Origin of the sequence: Oceanibaculum pacificum, from assembly GCF_001618175.1 — a bacterium.
In the GTDB taxonomy this organism is placed as follows: Bacteria; Pseudomonadota; Alphaproteobacteria; order Oceanibaculales; family Oceanibaculaceae; genus Oceanibaculum; species Oceanibaculum pacificum.
Genome location: NZ_LPXN01000107.1, coordinates 1 through 20,862 on the forward strand (window position 1 = coordinate 1; position 20,862 = coordinate 20,862).

The following is a 20,862-nucleotide window of genomic DNA, read 5'->3' on the forward strand; positions in this document are numbered from 1 at the left end:
GCGTCTCGAAGCATCGGGCGGCTTCTGCCTATCCTCCTTCCCTGCTTAAAAGATTGAGACTTAGTCGCACTCCATTTAGGATCGGCGACCAATTCTCATTCTCGTTAATGAAGGGGCGCACCCATGCTCTCGGCGCGCAAGATCAAGGTCTGGTACGCGGTCCATAAATGGACCAGCCTGGTCTGCACCATATTCCTGCTGATGCTGTGCCTCACCGGCCTGCCGCTGATCTTCCATCACGAGATCGAGGAGCTGACCGGCGACCATGTCGCCGCCGCCCCGATGCCGGAAGGCACGCCCAACCTGTCGCTTGACCGGGTGCTGGAGGCGGGGCAGAAGGCCTATCCCGGCATGGCGGTGCAGTTCGTCAGCTGGGACGAGGAGGAGCATCCCGGCCAGGTCTTCCTGTCGATGGCGGAAAGCCGGCGCGCCCCGTCGGACAACAACAAGGCGGTGGTGGTCGACGCCCGCACCGGCGAGGTGCTGGCGACGCCGAACTTCGCCGAGGGCTTCATGTACGTCATGTACAAGCTGCATGTCGACATGTTCGCCGGGCTGCCGGGCATGCTGTTCCTGGGCTTCATGGGGCTGCTGTTCGTCGCCTCCATCGTCTCGGGCACGGTGATCTACGGCCCGTTCATGCGGAAGCTGGATTTCGGCACGGTGCGCTACGAGCGCTCGACCCGGGTGAAGTGGCTCGACCTGCATAATCTGCTGGGCGTGGTCACGCTGCTCTGGGCGCTGGTGGTCGGCATGACCGGGGTGATCAACACCTGGGCCGATCTGGTCTTCCAATATTGGCGCTACGACCAGATGGCGGAGATGGTGGCTCCCTATGCCGGCCAGCCGCCGCTGGTGGAGCTGGGCTCGCTGGAAGCCGCCATGCAGACCGCGCGCCAGGCGACGCCGGACATGACGCCCTCCTTTGTCGCCTTCCCCGGCACGGCCTTCAGCAGCGAGCATCATTACATGGTGGCGATGAAGGGCGAGACGCCGCTGACCTCCCGCCTGCTGCGCCCGGTGATGGTCGACGCGACGACGGCCGCGCTGACCGACACGCGCGAACTGCCCTGGTACCTGACCACGCTGCTGATCTCGCAGCCGCTGCATTTCGGCGATTATGGCGGCATGCCGCTGAAGATACTCTGGGCGGTGCTGGACATCGTCAGCATCGTGGTGCTGGGCAGCGGCCTCTATCTCTGGATCGCCCGCCGCAAGGCCCCCATCGAGGCGCGCATCGCCGAGCTGGAGCGCCGCGAGGCCGAGGGCATGGTGCTGGCCCGGGGGCGCGCCTCGTGAGCAAGCGCAAGTCGGACTTCTGGCATGTCTTCGCCGCGCCGACGCTGATGGCGGCGCTCAGCCTGGTCGGGCTGGTGGCGGCCTTGGTGGGCGACGGGGCGTGGGACGGGGTGTCGTGGCTGACGCTGGGCATCCCGGTGGCGGTGATGGGCTGGTACATGGTCCGCCCGGCCCGCCGCAGCTAAGCGGAAAACGGCCGCCGCGGCGTGCGGCGGCCGTCCTGGGCTTACTTCTTCTCGGCCGCCTCGGCGTCGAACTCCTTGAACACTTCCAGCGTCACCTTCATCGCGTCCAGCGCCGCCGGCACGCCGCAATAGATCGCGGCCTGCAGGATGACCTCGCGGATTTCCTCGCGGGTCAGGCCGTTATTCAGCGCGCCGCGCACATGCAGGCGAATCTCGTGCGGGCGGTTCAGCGCCGTCAGCATGGCGAGGTTAAGGAAGCTGCGGGTGCGGCGGTCCAGCGTGTCGCGGCCCCACACCTCGCCCCAGCACCATTCGGTGACCAGCTTCTGCAGCGGCGCGGTCATGTCGTCGGCACTGGCGACGGATTTGTCGACATAGGCGCCGCCCAGCACTTCGCGGCGGATCTTCAGGCCCTTCTTGAACTGCTCGGTCTCGAATTCCGGGCGCATATTTTCCTCCTGGGGGCGCGCGGGGCGCCGCATGTTTGGGATTGTCGAACTAGAGATGCCTCCCGCTTAAGCCAGGGGCGGGAGGCAGTCAATTATATTGTCCGCACATTCATTCTCGGTTTGGATAGGGCGAACAGGGGAGACACGCGCCATGACCATGCCGGAGCCGTTCGAGCTGTTCGCCATCCGCTACGCTCATCATGGCGGCCGGCGGCAGAGCGATAATTTCATCGGCGGCGACATCCATGAGGAAGCCTCGCCGCTGGATTATTTCGTCTGGGTCGCCCGCCGCTCCGACCGGCTGTTCCTGATCGATACCGGCTTCGGCCATGACGCCGCCAAGGCGCGCGACCGCACTCTCCAGCGGCTGCCGGCGGAGGGCGTGCGGCTGCTGGGCGTCGATCCCGGGCAGATCGAGGATGTCGTCTTGACCCACCTGCATTACGACCATGCCGGCACGCTGGACGATTTTCCGCGCGCCTGCTTTCATGTGCAGGATCGCGAGATGGCGTTCGCCACCGGCCGCTGCATGTGCCATGCGGCGATGCGCGCGCCCTTCGCGGTGGAGGATGTGGTCGGGCTGGTCCGCCATGTCCATGCCGGCCGCGCGCGCTTTCATGACGGCATGAGCGAGCTGGCCCCCGGCCTGCAACTGCACCGCATCGGCGGCCATACGGCGGGCCTGCAGGCGGTGAAGGTGTGGACCCGGCGCGGCTGGGTGGTCGTCGCCTCCGACGCCTCGCACCTCTATGCCAACATGGAGCGGCGCGCGCCCTTCCCCATCGTGCAGAATGTCGGCGACATGCTGGACGGGCACGACACGCTGTACCGCCTGGCCGACAGCCCGGACCATGTGATCCCCGGCCACGATCCGCTGGTCATGCGCCGCTACCCGGCGCCGACGGCGGAACTGGACGGCATCGTGGCGCGACTCGACGTGCCGCCGGCCGCCGGGTGACGGTTTCGGGAGCGGTTCGGTCCTGAATGGTCCCTTGCGCATCGGCGTCTTCGCGGGGATCATCGCACCGTATTAATGGGGGAGAGGGGCATGCCCCAGGGGATCATCGCGGTCGGCAACCTGAAGGGCGGGGTGGGCAAGAGCACCATCGCGGTCAATCTGGCCTGTGCGCTGGCGAGCAGATCCGTGCGGCCGGTGCTGGTCGATGCCGATGCGCAGGGCACCGCCGTCGAATGGGCGGCCGGCGGCGGACTGCCGATCGACGTCATCCATCTGCCGATCGACGAGAAGACCGAGAAGAAGGCCTGGCGCAAGGCGGTGAAGAAACACCAGGAGGCGGCCGGGCTGGTGATCGTCGATCTGCCGCCGCATTGGGGGCCGGCGCTGACGGCGGCGCTGGACGTGACCGACCTGCTGCTGATCCCGGTGACGCCCAGCGGGGCCGACCTCAGGGCGACGATGCAGGCGCTGGAGCGGCTGGCCGAGACACGGGCGAAGCGCGAGGGCGCGCCGCCGGCGCTGCTGGTTCCGTCGCGCGTCGACCGGCGCACGGCGGCGGGCCGTGAGATCGAGGCGGTGCTGGCCGATATGGGCGAGCCGGTCGGGCCGGCGATCGTGCAGCGTTCCGCCCATATCGACGCCTTCACCACCGGCAAATGGGTCGGCGACTGGGCCCGGCGCTCGGCCGCCCGCGCCGATATCGAGGCGCTCGCCGCCCGCGTGAAAAGGAGCCTGACATGAGCCGACGCCCCTCGCTGCGCGACAATCTGCGCCCCCGCCCGGAGGAAGCCGAGGCAACCCCGCCCAAGCCGACGAAGAAAGCGGCGAAGGCCAAGCAGGCCGCTAAGCCAGCGGCCAAGGCGGCCGCCAAACCGGACTCGAAGCCAACGGCGAAGGCGAAAGCCGCGGCCAGGCCCGACGCCGTCAAATCCAACCCGCCGCCGCCTGGGAAGACCGCTCCCCAGGAGGCTGCTCCCGAAAAGGCTGCTCCCGAGACGGTTACCGAGAAAATCGCCTCCCCGGCCGCCGATATCGGTCCCGCCGCGCCGGAGCCGGTGCCCTTCACCCCGGCGGAGAGGCCGGGGCGGGAGCAGCGCCTGGCCGAGGGCCGGCAGACGGTCAAACGCTACAGCCAATGGTCGGCGGCGGCCGGGCTGTTGCCGATGCCGGTGCTGGACACGATGGCCCTGACGGCGACGATCATCCGCATGATGGCGGCGCTGAACGGCATCTACCGGTCGCATAACGATCCCGGCGTGGCCCGCCAGGCGGCGCTGACGGTCATTGGCGTGCTTGGCCCGAAGATCGCGGCGGTTAGCACGCTGAAGGCCATTCCCGGCCTCGGCTTTGCCGGTCTGGCGGTGATGCCGGGCATGGCCGCCGCCGCCGTCTGGGCGCTCGGCCGGCTCTATCTCCAGCATCTCGACCAGGGCGGCAGCGCCACCGATTTCGACGCCCAGGCCGCCGGCATCGAAATCGAGCAGGAGATGACCCGCAAGGACCAGGCATAGGCCGGGAGCGGTCGGCTTCAGCGCACCGTCTCGGTCATGGCGCGCAGGCGGGCGGGAACGTCGTGGGCCCGCACCGCGGCGTCGCGCACCAGCGTGTCGAACCGGCCTGATAACGCGCGGATATGCTCCTTGCTGGTGAACACCAGATAGATGTCGCCGACATAGACCACGGCGCGCAGACCGCCATAGACGCCGATGGGCGCGCAATAGGCCTTGCGCAGATCGAACAGATAGAGCCGCAGCCGGGGATACAGCTCCTCCGCCAGATCGGCCATGTGGGCGAGCTGCTCGCGCCTTATGTCGGCCGACAACCCCTCCCACAGACCCGCCCCCTGGCAGAAGGTCTCCAGCGTGTGCTTCGGCATCGCCAGTTCCATCTCCACCTCGGGCAGGCGGGCATAATCCAGCTTGTCGCGGGCGTCGGCGATGGCCTGGCGCGGCGTCTTGGCCGGGGCCAGCCGCCATTCGTGGCGCAGCACGGCGTCGGTCTTCAGCAGGTCCGGCAGGCCGGCGGGAACATGGCGGATTTTCCGCCCCTCGGCCTCGCGATACCAGCTCATCACCATCTCGTCGAAAGGCGTGCGGGCGGCGCGCGCGATATGCATGCTGGCATCCAGAATTTCCGCCGCCCCGCCGGGTTCCTCGGCCAACCCCAGCAGCCAGTCGGTGGAAACCTTCAGCGCCTCGGCCAGGCTGGCCAGCACATGGCTGTTCGGCATCCGCCCGGCATCCGGCTCCAGAAGCTGGGTGATGGTGGTGCGGTCGATTCCGGCGGCGCGGGCCAGGGCGCTGAGGCTCCAATTGCCGGCGGTCAGCGCGCCGCGCAGACGCGCGGCGAGCAGGGTGGCGCGGTCGCGTTTGTCCATGCCGTGATTATTATCACGATTGATGCACAAAAACAGCAAATGGAAGAGTTAACCAACAGACCGGGTCGGATCGTCACGAAGAAACGCGTCGCCGGGAGGCGGCGCGGGGCGCAGGGTCGCCGCCGTTATTCACCCTTTGTCGCAGACTGGATTCACCCTATGGAGAGCCGCAAGCGCACCCTGGCCAAGGCCGTCACCTGGCAATGCATCGGCCTGTTCGCCACCACGCTGGTCGGCTGGATGCTGACCGGCTCAGCCAGTGTCGGCGGGCAGATGGCGCTGGCGACCAGCGGCCTGGCGCTGGCCAGCTATGTCTTGCATGAGCGGGTATGGCAGCGGGTGAGCTGGGGGCGTTAGTTCTTGCGGCGCTGCTCAATCAGGGCGGCGCAGTCGCTGTCCTGTTGCAGGCCGGGTTCGATGAAGGCGAGGACCGAGGCCAGCGGCGTCAGCAGCACGCCCAGCGCCAGCGCGCCCGCCCCGCGCGCCGCGGCGGCCCCGGCATCGATGCCGATTCGCGGCTGGCTGAAGGCGCCGTTCACCGTGATCGGCGTGCGGGCGCTGAGCAGGCTGGGGTCTTTCGGGTGGGTTTCGATGCGCAGGCCGAGCTGCTCCTCGCCCAGGCTGGCCCCGCCCTTCACCTCCACGGTGCTGTCGGTGGTGTCGAGCAGGAACAGGCGCGGCGTGACCAGCCCGTCCTTCACCGCCAGGTCGCCGACCAGGCAACGGATCGCCACATTGCGGTCGCCGCCGGCCCAGAAGCCGATTGCCTCGGCGATATCGATGCCGACCAGCTCGATGGCCAGGTTCGACAGCTCGCCCCCATTCATGGTCAGGCTGATGTCGCCATCGGCGCTGCCCAGCGATTCGCGGATGCTGTCGCCGAAGCCGACCAGCTTGATGCGGCCGTGAATCTTGCCCTTGCCGGCATCCTTCACGCCGGCCGATTCCAGGAACCGCCCCAGCTCGTACCCGCGCAGCAGGATATTATAGTCGGTGCGCACCGGGCTTTCGCGCGCATTGATGGCGATGGTCGCCAGCGTGCGGCCGCCGGCGACGCCCATGGAGAGCGGAGAGAGGGTCAGCAGCCCATCCTTCATCGTCAGCTCAAGCTCCACGTCGCTGAGCGGCACGTTCGGCGCGATGACCCGCCGGCCCTTGAAGCGCAGCTTGGCATCGACATCGCGGACCTGGCGGATGTTCAGCGGCGCGTCGGGCAATATCCGGCGCGGTGGCTGGGCGGCGGCCTGCTCGCGCCGGGCTGGGGATTGACCGGGAGCACCTTCCGGCTCCGGCCGGATGCCGATCAGCGAGCCGATATCGCGATAATCCAGCCGGTCGGATTCCAGCTCCGCGCCGACGAACAGGCGTTCGCGCCCGGTATCGATATAGATTCGGCCGGCCAGGTCGCTGCGGCCCATCTCGCCGGTCAAATCGTTGAAGCGCCAGATATCGCCCTCGCGCCGCAGCCGCGATTTCAAATCATAGGGCGGCGTCAACGGAAACGGGATGCCGGTGATGCTGGACAGGCGCGATAAATCCGGGCCGGTCAGCGCCACCTCCAGGTCCAGCCCCTCGAAGCGGATCGGATCCTGCAGCGTGCCGGACAGGCGCATGTGCGACTGTACGGCGTCGATCTCCACGGTCAGCGGATAGGGTTGCTGCGATTCGCGCAAGGTCAGCAGCGAGCCGCCGGCCAGCTTGATCTGGAACGGTTCGCCCTGCAGGCTGCCGCTGCCGGACAGGGTGACGGTGGATTCGCCCTTATCCCCGCTGCCGCCCTCGGCGGTGGCGATCTCGCCATCGAGCATCACGCCGGCGAGCGGGTCGCGATAGGTCAGCTTGCCATCCTCGATGATCAGCCGGCCGATCAGGGGAAATTCGGTGCGATCGTCGGGGGCGGCCCCCTCGGCGGCGTCCATGCCGCTGAATTCCCAATTGGCGCTGCCATCGGGCCGGCGCTCCAGCACGACGACCGGCTTCACCAGGCGGATTTCCGGCAGCACCAGCCGGCCGCTGAGCAATTCCGGCAGGTCGACCACCACCTCCACCGTCTCGGCGGCGAGCATCTCGCTCTCCTCGCCCCACTCGGCGTTGCCCAGGCGGATGTCGGTCAGGGTGATGCGCGGCGTCAGCGACCATTGGCCCTGGATCGAACCGATATCGACCGAACGGCCGGTCTTGTCCGCCGCCAGGCCGGTGGCGGGGCCGCGCAGCCAGTTCCAGTCGAACAGGATGACCGTCAGCGCGATCGCGCCGATCAACGCCGCGACACCGCCGAGCAGCCATTTCCCGCGTTTGGACATATTAAGGAAACCCCCGACACGGTGGTGAGGTTCCCTATAGGTGGGCAGTATGCCTGGTTATAGCATTTCCAGCGGCCGCGCCCGGGTCGGCGGCGGGAAGGCGGCATCCAGCGCGGCCAGATCCTCGGCGGCGAGATCGATCTCCAGCGCCGCGCGATTGTCGCGCACATGGGCGGCGTGCGCCGCCTTCGGGATGGCGATGATGTCGCCCTGGCGCAGCAGCCAGGCCAGCGCCAATTGCGCCGGGCTGGCGTCGTGGCGTTCCGCCAGGCGCTGCAAGACGGGCTGGCGCAGCAGCCGGCCCTGCTCGATCGGCGAATAGGCCATCACCGGCACCCGACGCTGCCGGCACCAGGGCAGCAGATCGAACTCGATGCCCCGGCGCGACAGGTTGTAGAGCAGCTGATTGGTGGCGAGATCGCCCCCGCCTGGCAGCGCCGCCAATTCCCGGCAATCCTCGATATCCAGATTGCTGACGCCCCAATGGCGAATCTTGCCGGCCCGCTGCAATTCCTGGAATCCCGCCAGCGTCTCCTCCAGCCCCGGTCCGGCGCGCCAATGCAGCAGATAGAGGTCCAGCCGGTCGGTGCCCAGATGCTTCAGGCTGCGTTCGCAGGCGGCGATGGTGCCGCGCCGGGTGGCGTTGCCGGGCAGCACCTTGCTGACCAGAAAGACATCGTCGCGCCGGCCGCGAATCGCCTCGCCCACCAGCGCCTCGGACGCGCCGTCGCCATACATTTCCGCGGTGTCGATCAGCGTCATGCCGAGGTCGATGCCCAGGCGCAGGGCGGCGATCTCCTCCTGCCGCTGGCGCGGATCGTCGCCCATGCACCAGGTTCCCTGGCCCAGAAGGGGGACGGCCTCGCCGGAGGGGAGGCGGGTGGTGGGGATGTCGGTCATGTCTTGCCGATAGATGGGAAAGGCAGCGCGCGAATGCTACAGGCGAAATCGCCGATTGCGCAATTCCCGCAGCGTTACGAGGTGGTTAATCGTTCGTTCACGGTTGCCGGACTATTCTGCGCTTCGGCAGCCGGAGACCAAGCCGTTGCAACTAATACCCAACCCATCGCATGACAGCGCGCCGATGATACCGATCCACCCTTCGGGCCTGTCGGCGCCGGACCCATTTTTGATTGCGCACGGCAAACTCGCAGCCCTCCAGCGGCTCTGGCAGAAGCGCCGGGGCGAGCGCCGAGTGCCATCGCGCGGCGATTTCAGTTTTGAGGATTTGGGGCCCTGGATGGGCAATCTGGGGATTCTCGAAGTCGAGCCGGCCCCGCTGCGGTTCCGGTTCCGGCTCTATGGCACGCGGCTGGTGGACTTCGACGATTGCGACTTCACCGGCCGCTATCTCGACGATGTGCTGACCGTGGAATGGCGGCAACGGGTGATCGCGCATTACCGGCGCTGCGCGGAAGAGGCGCGCCCGGTCTATACCATCGGCGCCAGCGGCCGGAAGGATTGGCTGACGATCCACCGGCTGCTGCTGCCCTGCAGCACGGACGGCAGCAGCGTGGACCGCATCATCGTGGGGCTGTATCCGGAAAACCCTGGCCGGCAGTCGGGCTGGCCCTCGGGCCGGCCGGGGCGGTCGGTCTGATCAGGACTGGCCCTTCTTGGCATTGGCGAAGAACAGCGGCTCGCCATCGATCTTGTAGTCGGCGATAGCCTTCTGCCCTTCAGCGGAAACCAGCCAGTCGATGAAGGCCTGGCCCAGCTCCTTCTTGACGTGCGGATGCTTGGCCGGGTTCACCAGCATGACGCCATACTGGTTGAACAGCTTGGCGTCGCCCTCGACGGCGATGACGAGATTGCCGCGATTCTTGAAATTCAGCCAGGTGCCCCGGTCGGTCAGCGCATAGGCGTTCATGGCCGAGGCGGTGTTCAGCGTCGGCCCCATGCCGGAGCCGGTTTCGCGATACCAGTCGCCGGCGCCCTTGAGCTCAACGCCGGCCGCCTTCCAAAGCCGCTGCTCGGCCTTGTGAGTGCCGGAATCGTCGCCGCGCGAGGCGAAGGGGGTCTTGGCGGCGGCGATCTTCTTCAAGGCGGCGTCGATATCCTTCATGCCCATCACGCCGGCCGGATCGGATTTCGGGCCGACCACGACGAAATCGTTATACATCACCTCGAATCGCTCGACGCCATGGCCCTCGGCGACGAATTTCTTCTCCGAATTGGGATCGTGCACGAACACCACGTCGGCGTCGCCGCGCCGGCCGGTATCCAGCGCCTGGCCGGTACCCTGGGCGATCACCCGCACATCGATGCCGGTCTTCGCCTTGAACATCGGCAGGATATGGCCGAACAGGCCGGATTGCTCGGTCGAGGTGGTGGAGGCGACCGTGATCACCTTCTCCTGGGCGATGGCCGGCGTGCCGCCGAGACTCAACGACAGGCAGAGGGCCGCGCCGATCAGGGCAGAATGGAGGATACGCATGGTGTAACTCCCTTGGTTGCGATGCTCACCACAGCAATTCGCCGCGGATGAAGGCGCGCGCCTCCGGCGTCCGCGGTTTGTGAAAGAATTCCTCGGCCGGCGTCTGCTCCAGCAACCGGCCATGGTGCAGGAACAGCACCTCGTCGGCCAGCCGCCGGGCCTGGCCGAGATCGTGCGTGGTCATGACGATCTTCATGCCCTCGGCGTGGCAGGCCGCCACCATGGTCTCGATGGATTTGGTGGCGGCCGGGTCGAGGGCGGATGTCGGCTCGTCCAGGAACAGCACCTGCGGGTTGCGCGCCCAGGCGCGGGCGATGGCCAGGCGCTGCTGCTCGCCGCCCGACAGCACCCGCGCCGGCCGGTCGGCCAGCGCGTCCAGCCCGAAGCGGCTGAGCGCCTGGCGGGCCCGGCCCTCGCGCTCGCCGCGCGGCAGGCCGGCCAGCGCCAGCGCATGGGTCAGATTGTCCAGCGCCGTGCGGCGCAGCAGCACCGGGCGCTGGAACACCATGGCGTGCCGCTTGTCGGCGTCAGGCAGGCCGCCGCGCCAGTCGATGCGGCCCTCGGTCGGTTGCAGCAGCCCGTGGCACAGGCGCAGCGTCAGGCTTTTGCCCGCGCCGTTCGGCCCCATGATCAGCGTGCGATTGCCGGCCGCCAGCTCGAAATCCAGCCCGTGCAGCAGGCGCTTGCCGCCGGCCGAGAAGCCCAGCCCGGACACCGAGAGCGGCAGGATGGAGAGCGTGCCATGCATGCCGTCCACCCCTTAGCCCGCCGCCCGCTGCGCCAGTCGACCGGCGACGAAGGCCCCGGTGTTGAGCAGCAGGGTGATGGCGATCAGCACGATGCCCAGGCCCAGCGCCAGCGCCAGGTCGCCCTTGCTGGTCTCCAGCGCGATGGCGGTGGTCATGGTGCGGGTATAGCCGGCGATATTGCCGCCGACGATCAGCACCGCGCCAACCTCGGCGCTGGCCCGGCCGAAGCCGGCCAGCAACGCGGTGATCAGGCTGAACCGTCCGTCCCACAGCAGCGTCGGGATGGCGCGCAGCCGCGACGAGCCGAGCGAGCGGAGCTGCTCGGCATATTCCGCCCACAGATCCTCGACGGTCTGGCGGGTCAGGGAGATGACGATGGGCAGGATCAGGATGGTCTGGGCCACGATCATCGCCCCCGGCGTGAACAGCAGCCCCAGAAAGCCCAGCGGGCCGGAGCGCGACAGCGCCAGATACACCACCAGCCCGGCGACCACTGGCGGCAGGCCCATCAGCGCGTTGCTGATCACGATCAGCGCGCTGCGTCCTCGGAACCGGCCCAGCGCCAGCGCCGCCCCGGCGGGCAGGCCGATCAGGCTGGCGATCAGCACGGCGCTCAAGGTGACCTGCAGCGACAGCATCACGATGGCGCCCAGCGCCGGATTGCCGCTGACGATCAGTTCTATGGCGGTTGAGAAGGCGTTTGGCTGGTTCATGGCGTTTCCTGGCGTCGACTATGCCATCAGTGCCAAAAAACGAAAATGATAGAATTTTCGGCAAAAAACATCACAACAAGGCGCACTATCGATTGATTGCCCTTCGCGGCGAAACGGGCTCAAATCAGCGATCTGAAACTGACGGGCCGGCCACGGGCCGCCCGCGATCATTCCCGGGGGAATACAGACCAATGAGTGCGCAATCGAAGATCGCCATCGTTACCGGTGCGGGCACCGGCGTGGGCAAGGCCGTCGCCCTGGCGCTGGCCAAGGACGGGTTTTCCATCGTTCTCGCCGGCCGCCGCAAGGAGCCGCTGGAGGCGGCCGCCAAGGAGGTTGAGGCGCTGGGCGTGAAGGCGCTGGCGGTGCCGACCGATGTGGGCGATCCGGCCCAGGTGAAGGCGCTGTTCGCCAAGACCAAGGAGGCTTTCGGCCGGCTGGACTTCCTGTTCAACAATGCCGGCATCGGCGCGCCGGCGATCCCGCTGGAGGAGCTGACCTACGAGCAGTGGAAGGCCGTGGTCGACGTGAACCTGACCGGCATGTTCCTGTGTATCCAGGAAGCCTTCAAGATCATGAAGGACCAGAACCCGCGCGGCGGCCGCATCGTCAATAACGGCTCGATCTCGGCCCATGCCCCGCGCCCGAATTCGGCCCCCTATACCTCTACCAAGCACGCGGTGACGGGCCTCACCAAATCGGCCTCGCTGGATGGCCGGAAATACGACATCGCCTGCGGCCAGGTCGATATCGGCAATGCGGCGACGGAGATGACCGACCGCATGGTCAAGGGCGTGCAGCAGGCCAATGGCGAGATGGCGGTGGAGCCGCGCATGGACGCCGCCCATGTCGGCAGTTCGGTCGCCTACATGGCCAGCCTGCCGCTGGACGCCAATGTGCAGTTCCTGACCGTGATGGCGACCAAGATGCCGTTCGTCGGCCGCGGCTGACCCCCTCACGCCGGACACGGAAAAACGGCCGCCTCGTGGAGGCGGCCGTTTCTTTTTGCGTCGGAACCGGGGTCAGCCGGCGACCGGTCCGCTGCGTCGCCGTTCCAGGATCTGCCGCAGGATGACGGCAAGGAACACGCCCACGCCGAGGATCTTGGCGTAGATCAGATGATGCTCGGTCATCGCATCCGACATGGCGTCGAGGATGCCAGGGAACAGCAGCAGGACGCCCGAGATCAGCAGCGCCAGCCGCTCCGGCTTGGTCAGCTTGCGCAGGAACCAGTTCTGCGCGCAGGACGCCAGCGCGCCGATGCCGATGCCGGTGGTGAGGATGACGATGACGACATCCATGACAGAGCCGCTTTCCGGCATCGCCAGCAGAATGCCGACGCCCGCCGGGTCGAGCACGAAGACGAACGGCACCAGGAAGGCCGGCAGCGTGTATTTCCAGCTTTGCAGCGTCGTCTTGTACGGGTCGCCGCCGGTGATCGCCGCCGCCGCGAAGGGCGACAAAGCGGTCGGCGGGGAAACCTCGGACAGCACGGCGTAGTAGAAGATGAACATGTGCGCCGCGAAGGCCGGCACGCCAAGCTGGGTCAGCGCCGGGGCCGCGATCACCGCGCAGATGATGTAGGAGGCGGTGACCGGCACGGCCAGGCCGATGATCCACACGATCAGCGAGGTGTAGAGCGCGGTCAGCGCCAGATTGCCGCCGGCATAGCCGATGACGATGGCGCTGAACTTCAGGCCCAGGCCGGTCAGCGTGACCACGCCGACGATGATGCCGGCCGCCGCGCAGGTCGCCGCGATGGACAGGGTGGCGACCGAGCCGTTGGCCAGCGCCAGCAGCAGCTTTTTCGGATAGAGCGCGGTGTCGCGGCGGAAAAAGCTGACCGCGATCGCCATCACGATGGACCAGAACACCGAGGTGACCGGCGAGAAGCCCATCAGCAGGAAGGCGATGATCGAGACCAGCGAGGAGAAGTGGAAGCCATAGGTGCGGGTCATCGCCCACAGGCTTTCCTTCTTCTGGATCGTCACGTCATGGATGCCGAAGCGCCCGGCATCCAGTTCCACCATGACGAACAGCGCCAGATAGTAGAAACAGGTCGGGATCACCGCCATCCGGATCACGTCCAGATAGGAGATGCCGAGGAATTCCGCGATCAGGAAGGCGGCGGCGCCCAGCACCGGCGGCGACAGGATGGCGCCCAGGCCGCCGGCCGCCAGCAGGCCGCCGGCATCCTCCGCGCGATAGCCCGAGCGTTTGAGCATCGGCCAGGCGATGGAGCCCAGCGTCACCGTGGTCGCCACGCCGGAGCCCGACGGGCCGCCCAGCAGGAAGGAGGCGAAGGTGACCGCCCGGCCAGCGCTGGTCGGCTTGCCGCCCATCATGTTGAAGGAGAAATCGATGAAGAACTTGCCCGCCCCCGACGCCTGCAGGATGGCGCCGAAGATGGTGAACAGAATGATCAGCGTCGAGGAGACGTCGATGGCCGGGCCGAAGATGCCTTCCAGCGTGATGTAGAGCTGGCCGATCAGGCGGTCCATCTCATAGCCGCGATGCGTCCAGGGCGCCGGCAGGTAGGGGCCGAACACCGCATAGGCCAGGAATATGAGGGCGACGACCGGCATGATCGGCCCGGTGCTGCGGCGCGCGGCTTCCAGCACCAGCACGATGAAGGCGCCGCCCATCCATATATCCAGGGCGAAGGGCAGCGTCGAGCGGTCGGCCAGCTCCTCGCCGCCTTGAATCAGGTACCAGATCGTGACGATGGAGGCGATGGCCAGCAGCACGTCCCAGAAATAGACCTTGTTCCGGAAACGCTCCGACACCGGAAACATCATATAGATCAGGAACAGCGCGAAGCCGACATGGACCGGCCGCAGGATCTGCGCCGAGACGATGTCGTAGGCGGCATACAGGTGGAACAGGGTCATGGCCAGCGCCACGCCCATGATGAAATACCAGAACCAGCCGCTCAGCCGGTTTACGGCGCCTTCTTCTTCCTCAACGAATTTCTCGGCCTTCCGCAGGGCCTCTTCGCTGACGGCATCGTCGGATTTCAACTCGTCACGAGCCGAATCAGCACTCATTTTCTGTCTCCCCTGCCGACGGCGGCCCGCGCCGTCAGGCTCCCCTATTCTCTAAATCAGCGCCCTGCTTCGATTAAGTCGAAGCAGGGCGCTTTGGTACGTCTATCGATGGCTTCAGGCCTTTAGTTGACCTTGTGGCCCTTCTCGGTGAAGAACTTCACCGCGCCCGGGTGGAACGCGGCCGGCGAATTCCCGGCGACCTGGTTCTCCATGATCACCTCGGCGGCGGCCTTGTGGGTCGCGACCCACTCATCCTTCTTCTCGAAGATCGTCTTCACGATGTTGTAGGCGACATCGTCGGGCATGGATTCATGCACGACCAGAATGTTCCAGACATTGGCCTGCTTGTTGTCTGCTTCCTGGCCCGGATAGGATTCGGCCTTGATGATGCCCTGGGAATAGAGCGGGCCCCACTTGGCGTTCATCTTCTCGACCAGGTCGGAATGATCGATCAGGTGCAGATTCAGGCCCGGCGTCGCGCCCAGATCGGTAACGGCGGAGGTCGGCACGCCGCCCACCCAGAAATAGGCGTCGATCTTGCCGTCCTTCACCGCATTGGTCGATTCGGCCACGCCAAGGCGCTCGCGGGTGATGTCCTTCTCCGGGTCGAGGCCGGCGGCCTGCAGAACGCGGAAGGCCATCACCTCGGTGGCGCTGCCCTGGGAGCCGGTGGAAACCCGCTTGCCCTTCAAATCTGCGACCGACTTGATGCCGGTGGATTCGGTGGTGACCACATGCATGCGGTTCGGATACAGCACGGCCAGGGTCTTCAGCCCCAGCTTCTGGCCCTTGAACTTGCCTTCGGCGCGCAGCGAATCCAGCGTGGCGTCGGCCATCGCGAAGGCGATGTCGGCGCGTTCCGCGCCCACGAGCTTCAGATTATCGACGGAGCCGCCGGTAACCTCGGCGGTCGCCGACCAGCCCTTGACATACTTGGTCAGCATGTTCGCCAGGCCGCCGCCCAGCGGATAATACACGCCGCCGGTGCCGCCGGTGACGATCGACATGGCACGATCCTGGGCATTGGCGTTCGTCGCCAGCCCCAGGCCCATCAGGACCGCAAGTCCCCATGCAAGACGTTTCATCGAATTCCTCCCAATTGTTCGGTTTGACTGCCCGCCTTCTTGAGTCGCCGGGCGAGTTCCGGACGGACTATATAGTTAGTTGGCGGCCGCATCTACCCATTCTGATGCGCGCCTACAAATAGAAATGCCCGCATCCGCCGTTTCCTCCAATAGATCGCCGCGTTTTATTGCAGCGCAGCATGAGGCGGTCTGTGAGCCTGCGGCAATGCATCCCTTGTGCTTGCCGGGACAAACACCGAGGCTGGCCCTGGTTTTTTGCCAGAGGGGAAGGCGACATATGCGGATATGGCTGATCGCGGCGGGGCTGAACGGCGCGCTGTTGGTGGTTCTGGGGGCGCTGGGCGCGCATGGCTTCAGCGGCGACGAGTATGCGCGCTCCCTGTTCGATACGGCGTGGCGCTATCAGGGGCTGCATGTGTTGGCGATGCTGGCCGTGGCGCTGGCGCTGCCCGTGTTCGCCGGGCGGGCGCGGATCGCGGCGCTGGCGGCGCTGGCGCTGTTCGCGCTGGGCAGCGTGTTGTTCAGCGGCTCGCTCTACCGCATGGCCTGGACCGGTGAGGGGCTGTTCGGCGGCGCCGCGCCGCTGGGCGGCGGCGCGCTGATCCTGGGCTGGCTGGTCGTCGCGCTGGCTGGCGGATTGCATCGCCCGCCACCCGCCGCCTAGAATGACGCGCGAACGGAGTATGCCGGAAGGGTGGGCCGAGATGCGCAGGCAGGGCGCGACCAAGCAGGCCAAGCTGGGACAGCGGCTGCTGACCGCCTATGTGCTGCTGTCATGGACCGCGCTGCTCGCCCTGCTGCCCTTTCTCTATAACCAGCGCTATTTCCTGGATTTCTGGCACATCCTGCTGACGGTGGTGCTGATCGCCAATGTCATCGTCGGCACGATGGCGCGGATTTACTTCAAGGATTATCAGGGCTAGCCGTCAGCAATGCCTCCAGCGCCGTATCGACGGCGTCGGTGGGAATGGCGGCCATCTCCGACGCGCCGAAGCGTTCGGCCTGGATGAAATGCGCGCGCCGCGTGACCGGCCCGAACTTCTCCGCGCTGGTCGGCCCGTAGAGCACCGTCAGCGGCGTATCGGCGGCGGCCAGCATGTGGCTGACGCCACTGTCGTTGGTCACTGCCCCGGCCATACGCCGGCCGATCGCCATGGTGCGCATCGGGTCGAAACCGGCGCCCCATAGCGCGATATCCTGTTCCGGGAACAGCGCGGTCGGCACCGCCTCGCGGATCGCCGGCAACTCAGCCATCTCCGCCGGCCCCAGGATGAACACCGGCACCCGGCCGCGCGCCGCCTGCCGTTGCGCCAGGTCGACGAAACGCTCCAGCGGCCAGCGCTTCACTGCCTGGCCGGCCCCCGGCGCGAAGCCGACATAGGCCGCCCCGTCCGGCAATTGCGCCGCCGCCTTGGCCATCAGCGATTCCGGCAGGCGCAGGCTGCGGTCGAGCCCCGGGCTGACCCCGGTCACCAGGGCGATCAGGTCGTTGAAACGCTGCAATATATGGTCGGGGCGCTCATAGCCGGCGGGCGGCTTGCGTTCCGACAGGCGGAACTGCGCGGCGCCGCTGACGAACAGCCCATGGCGCAGCCGGCGGGCGCACAGCGAGCGCCAGACGATCTGCTGGGTATCGATGACGACATCGTAGCGCTGGCGCAGCCGCACCGGCCGCAGCAGCTCCAACGGGCTTCGGCCGAGCGGGGCCTCGGCCAGAATCTCGTCCAGCAGGTCGGTCGCCAGCGGGGCGATGCGGTCCTTGTAGACGGTGGTGCTGGGGCAGATCCAGGTCAGCCGCGCGCGCGGAAAGCTGGAGCGCAACGCGCGCAGGAAGGGCAGCTTATAGACGCCGTCGCCGATGATCTCGCCGCCGCTATAGATCGCGACGCTGTCGAAGTCAGCCATGATGCGGCCGTTTGCTGCCGGCCACAGCGCTGCGCACCGCATCGACGGTGATCCGGGCCATGCCGTGCTGCTTGTCGGGAATGCCGTCGGGCGGCAGGATCGCGGTGATCGCGCTGCTATGGGTCAAGGGCGGCGTCGCGCCGAACAGGCCGAGGGCGGGAATGCCGGCGGCGGCGGCCAGGTTCAGGAAGCCGGTATCGTTACCGACATACAGGTCAAGCGCGCCCAAAAACGGCAGGATGTCGCCGATCGGCATGTCGAAAGTCTCCACCAGCCGGTCCGATTCCCGGCCCAGCGCGGCGCGGATGACGGGCAGGAACGGGGCTTCCGCCGGCCCGCCCAGCAGGAAGAAGCTGCCCCAGCCATCCTCCGTCAGCCCGGCGATCAGCGCGGCGTATTTCTCCGGCCCCCATTGCTTATAGGCTTCCGAACTGCCGAGCCCGATGCCGATCCAGGGGCGCAGGCGGTCGGCATGGCGGGCGCGGGCCTGGCTCAGCGCCTCGGGGGCGATGCGCAGCCGGGGCTCCGTCTCCGCCACCACGATGCCGGCGCTCTTCAGATAGGCGTCGGCCAGCTCCAGCGGATGGGCGCGGCGCAGGGCCTGCGGTAAATAGGGGCCCTGGTTCAGATAATAGCGCTGGCGGGCGAAACCGTAGCCGAACCGCTCCGGCACGCCGGCCAGCCAGGCGGCGAAGGCATAGCGCCAGCTATGATGCAGCACATAGACCCGGCGAAACCGTTCCTGCCGCAGCATCAGGCCCAACCGGCCGGCCCCCAGCCAGCCATCGTGTCGGCCCTTGTCGTCGTTCTGCGACCGGTCGAGCCAGAGCACCCGGCGCACTGCCGGGTCGCCGGCGAAAATCTGGTCGGCGCGCGAGCGCGGCTTGGTGATGATCGTCACCGGCTCCCCCAGCGCCTGCGCCAGGGCATGGATGTGCGGGAGGTGCCACACCATGTCGCCGACGCCCGGCAGCGGCTGGATCACCGCCACGTCGCCGCTGATTGCGCCATTCATGCTGCCGCCCCAGGATGAGAGCCGGGGTGGGAGGGGGCAGGCGGCGCCAGCATGTCGCGGGCGGCGGCGGCGGCCTGCTCGACCGTGATGCCGTCCATCAGCCGTTCGCCCGGCAGCACGCCGCTGTCGGCCGCCTGGACCAGGCTGCGCCAATCCTCCGGCGTGCGCACTAGCCGGCAATGCGGTCCCCAGGGGCGGTAGCGCTGCGCGTTGGTCGGCCCGAACAGGCCCAGCGTTGGCGTGCCGGCGGCGGCGGCGGCGTGCATCAGGCCGGAATCATTGCCGACATACAGCGCGCAGCCGGCGAAGGCGGCGGCGGTCGGCATCACCGGCGCGCCGACCATGTCGATGATGCGCGGACCGAACCGGTCGAACAGCGGCTGCACCACCGCGCGCTCATGCGCGGCGGCGCTGACCAGGATGGCGGCGTCGGGCAGCGGCCCGTCCGGCGCGGTCAGCCGCTCGGCCAAGGCGGCGAAGCGCTCGACCGGCCATTGCTTGGCCGGCCAGTTCGCCGCCGGTCCCAGCGCCAGCACGGGCCGGTCGGCGGGGATCACCCGCCTGGCCTCGCGCCGGTCGGCCTCGGACAGCCAGAGGCGCGGCGCGGTGGGCGGCTCGTCGCCGATCAGACTCGCCAGCTCCTCCACCACATGGCGGCCGGGCTGGTGCGCGCCCAGGCGGATGATGCTGGCCCGGCGCAGCAGGTAGCTGACGGCGGAATTGCGCAGATCGACGATCCTGTCCCAGCGCTGCGGGATCAACTCGCGCCATAGATGCAGCCAATGCAGGGCATGCCGGCGCTTCTCCAGCCCGATCACCCGCTCCAGCCCCGGCAGGGCGGCGAAAAGCGGCGCGGGCAGGGGGCCGCAGACCACCGTTGTCCGGCAGCCCGGATGGCGGTCCAGCAGCGCCGCGAGCAAGCCGGTCGACAGCACGGCGTCGCCCAGCCGATTGGAGGTTATGAAAAGCAATTTCAAACGACGAATCCCCTTGCCCCGACCGGGGGTCCCACCGGGGCCTTTTCTACGCTGGCCGGGCTATCGGAACAACCGGCCTGTTATTGGGGCGGGACCGATGGGGAAGAAGAGGAGGAGATCACGGCGGATTCCGCCCCGTTCACCGCGCCTTGCGTGGCCAGCCAGGACCGGCTGCGCCCGATGATCTCGGCCAGCAGCGTCGCCTGGTCGGCGGCCAGGCTCATATGGTCGCCTTCCAGCGTTTGCGCGGTTTTCGGTTCCGGGGTGAGGGCGCGCAGGCGCGCGGCCGAGGCGGCGGGGATGATGCGGTCGGCGGACCCGTCCAGCAGCAGAAAGCGGCCCTGCAGATGCGCCAGATGCTCGGCCGGCTCCAGCGGGATCAGCAGCCGGTCGGCGGCCAGGCCCAGCAGCGGCTTGGCCCAGTCCGGCCGGAGATGGGGATTGGCCGCGACGATGTCGCCCAGATCGGTGCCGCCATAGGCCAGGACGGTCCAGCCGACCGGGTGGCCGGCCTGCGCCAGCACCCGCTGCACGCTGGGGGCGACCATCGCGCCCAGGGAGTAGCCGAGCAGGCTGACCCGCTGGGTATCGGCCCAGGGCTGGCCATCGAGCCAGGACAGAATCGCCTCGACCTGGCCGGGAATGCTGAGCGCCCGGTCGCGCATGTCGAAGGACAGGGCGTTCAGCCCGCCGCTGATCGACACATCGGCCGGCAGCGGCCAGTCATAGCCGATCAGCACATTGTCGCCAGCATTCTGGATCGGGCGGATATTCTCGATGCCGGTGCGCATGCCGCCCAGCACGATGATCACCGGCATCGGGCCGCCGGGAAGCTGCGCGGGCAGGGAGATGGTCGCCCGCACCTCTTTCAGCGTCGGGTCGCTGAACACCATCCGGCGGTCCAGCCGATCGTCGCGCAGCACCTGAGACTCGCGCTCGAATGTCAGGCGGCCTTCGGCGCGCGGCAGGGCGGCCAACGGATCCTGGAGCGCCAGCCACGCCATCCAGCCGGCCAGCAGCACAACGCCGGTCAGGGCGATGCCGCCGAGCAGCAAGGCGCCATGCCAGAGGAAATGCTTCAGACTCTGGGGAGCGCCGGAGGAGCTTTTGGATAGATCAACCATCACAGCGCCGGACTCTGGTCGGGCAAAGTGGCGCAAAGGTGGCTGCTCCACGGTGATGTCTTGGCATTCGCCGTTTGAATACGGCAAAAACGGTAGCCAGGGCTGCTGGCGATGCGACAAAAAAACGTCACAAAAAATTGACGTTCGATTTTCTTTGAGAAAGGCGCGAAAAAATCAGCGAATAATCTATTTGTTTCAATGAATTGTGGGGTATTTTCGCTGAGCGTTCGAACAGTCAG

General features: G+C 67.4%; 23 protein-coding genes. 10 read left to right on the forward strand and 13 right to left on the reverse strand.

Going from position 1 to position 20,862, the window contains the following annotated elements; genetic code table 11:
* The first annotated feature begins 123 nt into the window (after positions 1 to 123).
* A complete protein-coding gene (locus tag AUP43_RS09915) occupies positions 124 to 1,299 on the forward strand; it encodes a PepSY-associated TM helix domain-containing protein (protein WP_067555997.1) in 1,176 nt (391 codons plus the stop codon).
* Positions 1,296 to 1,484 carry a hypothetical protein gene (locus AUP43_RS09920; RefSeq protein WP_067556000.1) on the forward strand — a complete coding sequence of 63 codons (189 nt, stop codon included), beginning with the start codon at positions 1,296 to 1,298 and terminating at the stop codon, positions 1,482 to 1,484. Before AUP43_RS09915 ends, AUP43_RS09920 begins: the two co-directional genes overlap by 4 nt.
* Before the next feature lie 41 nt (positions 1,485 to 1,525).
* Here AUP43_RS09920 and AUP43_RS09925 read toward each other — a convergent pair whose 3' ends face one another.
* On the reverse strand, positions 1,526 to 1,933 hold the full coding sequence (locus AUP43_RS09925; RefSeq protein ID WP_067556003.1) for a carboxymuconolactone decarboxylase family protein: 408 nt from the start codon (positions 1,931 to 1,933) through the stop codon (positions 1,526 to 1,528).
* 151 nt (positions 1,934 to 2,084) lie between these two features.
* Here AUP43_RS09925 and AUP43_RS09930 point away from each other — a divergent pair, with 151 nt between their 5' ends.
* The 3 genes from AUP43_RS09930 (at position 2,085) to AUP43_RS19235 (ending at position 4,402) form a co-directional block, all read left to right on the forward strand.
* On the forward strand, positions 2,085 to 2,891 hold the full coding sequence (locus tag AUP43_RS09930) for an N-acyl homoserine lactonase family protein (protein WP_067556006.1): 807 nt from the start codon (positions 2,085 to 2,087) through the stop codon (positions 2,889 to 2,891).
* 90 nt (positions 2,892 to 2,981) lie between these two features.
* Entirely contained in the window at positions 2,982 to 3,632 is a 651-nt protein-coding gene (locus AUP43_RS09935; RefSeq protein ID WP_067556009.1) for a ParA family protein, read from the forward strand.
* Positions 3,629 to 4,402: a hypothetical protein gene (locus AUP43_RS19235; RefSeq protein WP_067556012.1), complete on the forward strand. Its 774-nt coding sequence runs from the start codon at positions 3,629 to 3,631 to the stop codon at positions 4,400 to 4,402. The genes AUP43_RS09935 and AUP43_RS19235 overlap by 4 nt, the downstream gene beginning before the upstream one ends.
* Before the next feature lie 17 nt (positions 4,403 to 4,419).
* Here AUP43_RS19235 and AUP43_RS09945 read toward each other — a convergent pair whose 3' ends face one another.
* Complete coding sequence (locus tag AUP43_RS09945; RefSeq protein WP_067556015.1) at positions 4,420 to 5,268, reverse strand: helix-turn-helix domain-containing protein; 849 nt, start codon at positions 5,266 to 5,268, stop codon at positions 4,420 to 4,422.
* A gap of 159 nt (positions 5,269 to 5,427) precedes the next feature.
* Between AUP43_RS09945 and AUP43_RS09950 the strand changes: the two genes are divergently transcribed.
* On the forward strand, positions 5,428 to 5,625 hold the full coding sequence (locus AUP43_RS09950) for a DUF2061 domain-containing protein (protein WP_067556019.1): 198 nt from the start codon (positions 5,428 to 5,430) through the stop codon (positions 5,623 to 5,625).
* Here AUP43_RS09950 and AUP43_RS09955 read toward each other — a convergent pair.
* Together AUP43_RS09955 and AUP43_RS09960 are read right to left on the reverse strand one after the other, a co-directional pair.
* Entirely contained in the window at positions 5,622 to 7,571 is a 1,950-nt protein-coding gene (locus tag AUP43_RS09955; RefSeq protein ID WP_067556022.1) for an AsmA family protein, read from the reverse strand. The two genes, AUP43_RS09950 and AUP43_RS09955, sit on opposite strands and share 4 nt — an antisense overlap.
* Before the next feature lie 57 nt (positions 7,572 to 7,628).
* Entirely contained in the window at positions 7,629 to 8,471 is an 843-nt protein-coding gene (locus AUP43_RS09960) for an aldo/keto reductase (RefSeq protein WP_067556024.1), read from the reverse strand.
* A 184-nt stretch (positions 8,472 to 8,655) separates the two neighbouring features.
* Here AUP43_RS09960 and AUP43_RS18645 point away from each other — a divergent pair, with 184 nt between their 5' ends.
* Entirely contained in the window at positions 8,656 to 9,171 is a 516-nt protein-coding gene (locus tag AUP43_RS18645; RefSeq protein WP_232315025.1) for a PAS domain-containing protein, read from the forward strand.
* Here the strand turns inward: AUP43_RS18645 and AUP43_RS09970 are convergent, their stop codons facing one another.
* Genes AUP43_RS09970 through AUP43_RS09980 form a run of 3 tightly spaced genes read right to left on the reverse strand, consistent with a single transcriptional unit; the run spans position 9,172 to position 11,470 of the window.
* Positions 9,172 to 10,008, reverse strand: coding sequence for an extracellular solute-binding protein (locus AUP43_RS09970; protein WP_067556030.1), 837 nt, complete (start codon positions 10,006 to 10,008; stop codon positions 9,172 to 9,174). It abuts the gene before it with no gap.
* A gap of 25 nt (positions 10,009 to 10,033) precedes the next feature.
* Positions 10,034 to 10,756 (reverse strand): ABC transporter ATP-binding protein, encoded by a 723-nt coding sequence (locus AUP43_RS09975; RefSeq protein ID WP_067556106.1) that lies wholly within the window; start codon positions 10,754 to 10,756, stop codon positions 10,034 to 10,036.
* A 12-nt stretch (positions 10,757 to 10,768) separates the two neighbouring features.
* The gene (locus AUP43_RS09980; protein WP_067556033.1) at positions 10,769 to 11,470 is read right to left on the reverse strand and encodes an ABC transporter permease; all 702 of its coding nucleotides are present in this window, start codon (positions 11,468 to 11,470) and stop codon (positions 10,769 to 10,771) included.
* 191 nt (positions 11,471 to 11,661) lie between these two features.
* Between AUP43_RS09980 and AUP43_RS09985 the strand changes: the two genes are divergently transcribed.
* Positions 11,662 to 12,420: an SDR family oxidoreductase gene (locus tag AUP43_RS09985; protein WP_067556036.1), complete on the forward strand. Its 759-nt coding sequence runs from the start codon at positions 11,662 to 11,664 to the stop codon at positions 12,418 to 12,420.
* Between the two features lie 72 nt (positions 12,421 to 12,492).
* On the opposite strand, the gene AUP43_RS09990 is transcribed toward AUP43_RS09985, so the two are convergent.
* Together AUP43_RS09990 and AUP43_RS09995 are read right to left on the reverse strand one after the other, a co-directional pair.
* Complete coding sequence (locus tag AUP43_RS09990) at positions 12,493 to 14,517, reverse strand: TRAP transporter permease (protein ID WP_067556039.1); 2,025 nt, start codon at positions 14,515 to 14,517, stop codon at positions 12,493 to 12,495.
* A 122-nt stretch (positions 14,518 to 14,639) separates the two neighbouring features.
* Positions 14,640 to 15,602, reverse strand: coding sequence for a TAXI family TRAP transporter solute-binding subunit (locus AUP43_RS09995; protein ID WP_067556042.1), 963 nt, complete (start codon positions 15,600 to 15,602; stop codon positions 14,640 to 14,642).
* Positions 15,603 to 15,879: 277 nt separating this feature from the next.
* Here AUP43_RS09995 and AUP43_RS10000 point away from each other — a divergent pair, with 277 nt between their 5' ends.
* Complete coding sequence (locus tag AUP43_RS10000) at positions 15,880 to 16,266, forward strand: DUF423 domain-containing protein (protein WP_067556045.1); 387 nt, start codon at positions 15,880 to 15,882, stop codon at positions 16,264 to 16,266.
* 19 nt (positions 16,267 to 16,285) lie between these two features.
* Positions 16,286 to 16,525, forward strand: coding sequence for a hypothetical protein (locus tag AUP43_RS10005; RefSeq protein WP_198154872.1), 240 nt, complete (start codon positions 16,286 to 16,288; stop codon positions 16,523 to 16,525).
* On the opposite strand, the gene AUP43_RS10010 is transcribed toward AUP43_RS10005, so the two are convergent.
* The 4 genes from AUP43_RS10010 to AUP43_RS10025 form a co-directional block, all read right to left on the reverse strand.
* Positions 16,506 to 17,507, reverse strand: coding sequence for a glycosyltransferase family 9 protein (locus AUP43_RS10010; RefSeq protein ID WP_067556050.1), 1,002 nt, complete (start codon positions 17,505 to 17,507; stop codon positions 16,506 to 16,508). The genes AUP43_RS10005 and AUP43_RS10010 overlap by 20 nt on opposite strands.
* Complete coding sequence (locus AUP43_RS10015) at positions 17,500 to 18,522, reverse strand: glycosyltransferase family 9 protein (RefSeq protein ID WP_067556053.1); 1,023 nt, start codon at positions 18,520 to 18,522, stop codon at positions 17,500 to 17,502. Before AUP43_RS10015 ends, AUP43_RS10010 begins: the two co-directional genes overlap by 8 nt.
* Positions 18,519 to 19,499 carry a glycosyltransferase family 9 protein gene (locus AUP43_RS10020; protein WP_067556056.1) on the reverse strand — a complete coding sequence of 327 codons (981 nt, stop codon included), beginning with the start codon at positions 19,497 to 19,499 and terminating at the stop codon, positions 18,519 to 18,521. The genes AUP43_RS10015 and AUP43_RS10020 overlap by 4 nt, the downstream gene beginning before the upstream one ends.
* An 80-nt stretch (positions 19,500 to 19,579) precedes the next feature.
* Complete coding sequence (locus tag AUP43_RS10025; RefSeq protein ID WP_067556060.1) at positions 19,580 to 20,623, reverse strand: alpha/beta hydrolase family protein; 1,044 nt, start codon at positions 20,621 to 20,623, stop codon at positions 19,580 to 19,582.
* Positions 20,624 to 20,862 lie beyond the last annotated feature (239 nt).